Source organism: Streptomyces sp. SM1 (assembly GCF_002910825.1).
GTDB lineage: Bacteria > Actinomycetota > Actinomycetes > Streptomycetales > Streptomycetaceae > Streptomyces > Streptomyces okerensis.
In genome coordinates this window covers 1-4,168 of the sequence record NZ_NEUB01000453.1, presented here as the reverse complement: position 1 = coordinate 4,168, position 4,168 = coordinate 1, and the positions used below count along the sequence as shown (strand labels likewise).

5 protein-coding genes and 1 riboswitch are annotated in these 4,168 nt (G+C 71.9%); of the genes, 1 reads left to right on the top strand and 4 read right to left on the bottom strand.

All coding sequences use genetic code 11. The features are described from left to right. Positions 1-47: 47 nt before the first annotated feature. The 4 genes from B9S61_RS11370 to B9S61_RS42235 form a co-directional block, all read right to left on the bottom strand. Positions 48-1,769 carry an urease subunit alpha gene (locus B9S61_RS11370; protein ID WP_103542149.1) on the bottom strand — a complete coding sequence of 574 codons (1,722 nt, stop codon included), beginning with the start codon at positions 1,767-1,769 and terminating at the stop codon, positions 48-50. Further along, on the bottom strand, positions 1,762-2,073 hold the full coding sequence (locus B9S61_RS11365) for an urease subunit beta (RefSeq protein ID WP_103542147.1): 312 nt from the start codon (positions 2,071-2,073) through the stop codon (positions 1,762-1,764). Before B9S61_RS11365 ends, B9S61_RS11370 begins: the two co-directional genes overlap by 8 nt. A gap of 16 nt (positions 2,074-2,089) precedes the next feature. Next, positions 2,090-2,392 (bottom strand): urease subunit gamma, encoded by a 303-nt coding sequence (locus tag B9S61_RS11360; protein WP_181007331.1) that lies wholly within the window; start codon positions 2,390-2,392, stop codon positions 2,090-2,092. A 136-nt stretch (positions 2,393-2,528) separates the two neighbouring features. Further along, the gene (locus tag B9S61_RS42235; protein WP_258039624.1) at positions 2,529-2,663 is read right to left on the bottom strand and encodes a hypothetical protein; all 135 of its coding nucleotides are present in this window, start codon (positions 2,661-2,663) and stop codon (positions 2,529-2,531) included. Between the two features lie 870 nt (positions 2,664-3,533). Beyond that, positions 3,534-3,736: riboswitch (cyclic di-AMP (ydaO/yuaA leader) on the top strand. Between the two features lie 3 nt (positions 3,737-3,739). Here B9S61_RS42235 and B9S61_RS11355 point away from each other — a divergent pair. Beyond that, positions 3,740-4,168, top strand: a 429-nt coding sequence (locus B9S61_RS11355) for a C40 family peptidase (protein ID WP_103542148.1), incomplete at its 3' end; no start/stop codon positions are given.

Genomic DNA, 4,168 nt, shown 5'->3' with positions numbered 1-4,168 from the left:
GGCGGGGAACCGGCCGTCGGCCAGGACGAGAAGGGCTCCCCTGGACATCAGAAGAGGAAGTACCGCTGAGCCAGCGGCAGTTCGGCGGCGGGTGCGGACTCGACCGGTTCCCCGTCGATCCGCACGGCAAAACTGTCGGGGTCGACCCGTACCTCCGGCCGGGCGTCGTTCTCCCGCATGTCCGCCTTGGTCACCCCGCGTGTGGAGTCGATGGTCACGAACCGCTTGGCCAGCCCCAGCCGCTCCGGCAGCCCGGCCTCGAGCGACGGTTCCGCCACGAAGTTGACCGAGCCCGCGGCGGGCGCCCGGCCGACGGCACCGAACATCGGGCGGGGCAGGACCGGCTGCGGGGTCGGGATGGAGGCGTTGGCGTCCCCCATCTGCGCGTACGCGATCTGGCCGCCCTTGATGACGAGGTGAGGCCTCACCCCGAAGAACGCCGGTTCCCACAGCACGAGATCGGCCAGCTTGCCGCTCTCCACGGACCCGGCCTCCCGGGCCAGCCCCTGGGCGAGCGCCGGATTGATCGTGTACTTGGCGACATAGCGGCGTACCCGGTGGTTGTCGGCGGGTCCGTCGCCCGGGAGGGCGCCGCGCCGCCGCTTCATCACGTGGGCCGTCTGCCAGGTCCGCATGATCACCTCGCCGATCCGTCCCATGGCCTGGGAGTCGGAGGAGATGATCGAGATGGCGCCCAGATCGTGCAGCACGTCCTCGGCGCCGATGGTGGACGGCCGGATCCGGGACTCGGCGAAGGCCAGGTCCTCCGGCACGGCGGGGTTCAGGTGGTGGCACACCATCAGCATGTCGAGGTGCTCCTCGACCGTGTTGACGGTGAACGGTCGGGTGGGGTTGGTGGAACTCGGCAGCACGTGAGCCTCGCCGACCACGGTCATGATGTCCGGTGCGTGCCCGCCGCCCGCGCCTTCCGCGTGGTAGGCGTGGATACCGCGCCCGGCGATCGCGGCGAGGGTGTCGCCCACGAAACCGGCCTCGTTGAGGGTGTCCGTGTGGATGGCGACCTGGACGCCCGTGCGCTCGGCGACGGTCAGCGCGGCGTCGATGACGGCCGGGGTCGATCCCCAGTCCTCGTGCAGTTTCAGTCCGACCGCACCGCCCCTGATCTGCGAGAGCATCGCCTCGTGGGAGACGGTGTTGCCCTTGCCGAGCAGCCCGATGTTGAGCGGGTACGCCTCCATCGCCTCCATCATCCGCGCCAGATGCCAGGGGCCGGGCGTGACGGTGGTCGCCTTGGAACCCTCGGCGGGGCCGGTGCCGCCGCCGACCAGGGTGGTGATGCCGGACGCCAGTGCCTCGTCGGCGAGCCCTGGGCAGATGAAGTGGACGTGGGCGTCGATGGCGCCGGCGGTCAGGATCCGTCCGTTGCCGGCGATGATCTCTGTCTCGGGACCGATGACGAGATCGGGATGGACGCCGTCCATGGTGTCGGGGTTGCCGGCCTTGCCGATGCCGGTGATACGGCCGTCACGGATGCCGATGTCGGCCTTGACGACACCCCAGTGGTCGACGACGACGGCACCGGTGACGACGGTGTCCGGGGCTCCGTCGGCGCGGGTGGCGGTGGCCTGGCCCATGGACTCGCGGATGACCTTGCCGCCGCCGAACACGGCCTCGTCCCCGGCGAGTCCGGGTCCGCCGGAACGGTCCTCCTCGATCTCGATCAGCAGATCGGTGTCGGCGAGCCGGATGCGGTCGCCGGTCGTCGGACCGTACAGGTCGGCGTAGGCGGCGCGGGAGAGCTCAGGCATCGAGCGCACCCCCGGTCTCCCCGCGCAGTCCGGGAACGACGCGGGCTCCGGCGAGCGGGACGAGTCCCACCTCGACAGGGATGCCGGGTTCGAACCGTACGGCGGTGCCCGCGGCGACGTTCAGCCGCTTGCCGCGGGCGGCCGCGCGGTCGAACTCCAGGCCGGGGTTGGCCTCGGCGAAGTGGTAGTGGGAGCCGACCTGGACGGGCCGGTCGGCGGCGTTGAGGGCGGTCAGCCGGGTGACCTCGCGCCCCTCGTTGCATACGACCCGGCCCTCGGCGAACAGGATCTCTCCGGGAATCACGGCGGCCTGCCCTCGCTCAGACGATCGGGTCGTGGACGGTGACGAGCTTGGTGCCGTCCGGGAAGGTGGCCTCCACCTGGACGTCGCGGATCATCTCGGGGATGCCCTCCATCACCTCGTCCCGGGTGAGCAGCCGTCTGCCCGACGCCATGAGTTCGGCGACGGTGCGGCCGTCGCGGGCGCCTTCGAGCAGGTGCGAGGTGATGAGGGCGACCGCCTCGGGGTGGTTCAGCCTCAGCCCGCGGGCCCGGCGCCTGTCCGCCACGTCGGCCGCGACATGGATCAGCAGCCTCTCCTGCTCGTGCGGGGTAAGCTGCACGGCACCCACCTCACAGTCCTCGCTCCGGGCCGTGCGGGGCCCGGTGGCCGCGGCCACGGGTGTGGACCCCGATGGCATGGCCCCGGAGGGTAGCCGCGTGGCGTTTCACGGACGTTAACCGCGTGGTGAGCGGGCGTCAGGCATCCGGGGCGGGGCGCTCCGTGGCCCTCGGTGCCCGCAGTCCGTCACCCGGCGCCTGCTCGGAGACCCCGCCATAGAGGGCCGTCCGGGCGGCGAAAGCCTGGACGAGCACGATCACCGCCCGCGTCATGGCGGCGGTGTCGGTGCCGGCGGGCAGCAGGCCCGCGTCCTGGTATCCCTCGGCGATCCGCCCCCAGGGCGGCGCGGACCTTGTCGTGTCCGCCGGCCGGCCCGGCCGCCGGCTCGGGGTGGCGTGTGGTCTCCGTCCACACCTGGGCCGGCAGCCGTGGGACCACCCACGCCCCGCCCTCCAGGGTCGCCGGCCGCTGCTCCCTGATCCGGCCCAGGACACGCGGATGAGCACATCGGGCGGGGTGGCGGGCTCTCCAGGTGCTCCTGTGCCACACGGGCCATGACGCCGGGGCAGGGGCGCTCCCCCCGTCGCCGGCGCGAGGTGAGCCGCGGATGCCGCCCCCGGTGCTTCCTCCGCTGCGCGCGGCCCGGGCGCTGGTCGGCAGGGCCGTCGCCCTGCGGGACGCGCCCACCCTGACGCACGGCCGCGGCGAAAACGATCCGCACTCCGCCGCGCCGGCCAGGGCCCTGCGCGTGCTGGACGGCGAGCGGCTCACGACGGGGTCACGCTCCCGCCGGATTCCGGCAGTTGACGCCCGCGGTCTCCGCGGTGCCGGACCCGTCGGCGGTGCGCGGCGGCAGGCGTTGAAACGGACCAAACGGCGTACCACCATCCGGCGTAGACGAACCTCCGGTTTTGAGGCCGTTCAAGTTGCGCAACCCCCGCCGCCCGAAGGCGGGACGGAGCATTCCACCGCTGGTCCGGAGCTCAGCTGACCCCCCGGGGGGCGGATCGAACAGCCCGGCGCCCACCCGAACGGATGAGTGGTGAGTAACAACACAAACCCCCCGTTCCGTTGGGTTTTCGATCGCGTCATGAGCCAAGATCCCTGACTGACGACAAGACCCCGCCGCCGCGGCGGGGCGATCCGGGCGGACGCCGAGTCCTGCCGCCGCGCGGATGACCGGTCGACAGGAGTGGATCGGCAGGAGTGGAGGACCCAAGCACGACGGGTCGCCGGGACCCCGGTTCCGAGCAGCCCTTGGGGTGAAGCCGCACTCGTGCGGCCGGGCCACTTCGCCAGCCCGAATCCGACAGGTCATCCTTCACAGGCGGCTGACGAAGGGTTGCGCATGACTGCGCTCAATCGTGTCCCGTCTCTCATGGCCCGCGCCGGTACGGCCTCGGCCCTCACCCTGGCCGCCGTGGGCGCCTCCCTCGTGGTCCCCGGAGCCGCCTCGGAGGCGGACGCCGCCGGGCACGCCACCAAGGCACTGCGTATCGCCGCGTCCAAGAAGGGCTCGCCGTACCAGTGGGGCGCCATCGGGCCCAACCGGTTCGACTGTTCGGGTCTGACGCTGTACTCGTTCAAGAAGGCGGGCAAGAAGCTGCCGCGCACCGCCGCGCAGCAGTACAACAAGACGCGTCACATCTCCTCCGGCAGCCGCAGGGCCGGAGACCTGGTGTTCTTCCATGCGGGTGGCTACGTCTACCACGTGGGCATCTACGCCGGTAAGGGGAAGATCTGGCACGCCCCGAAGACCGGGGACGTGGTGCGTCTG

Coding starts and splice junctions, on each gene's coding strand:
- B9S61_RS42235 (WP_258039624.1), bottom strand. CDS start 2,663: ATGACGCGGGCGGTGATCGTGCTCGTCCAGGCTTTCGCCGCCCGGACG.
- B9S61_RS11370 (WP_103542149.1), bottom strand. CDS start 1,769: ATGCCTGAGCTCTCCCGCGCCGCCTACGCCGACCTGTACGGTCCGACG.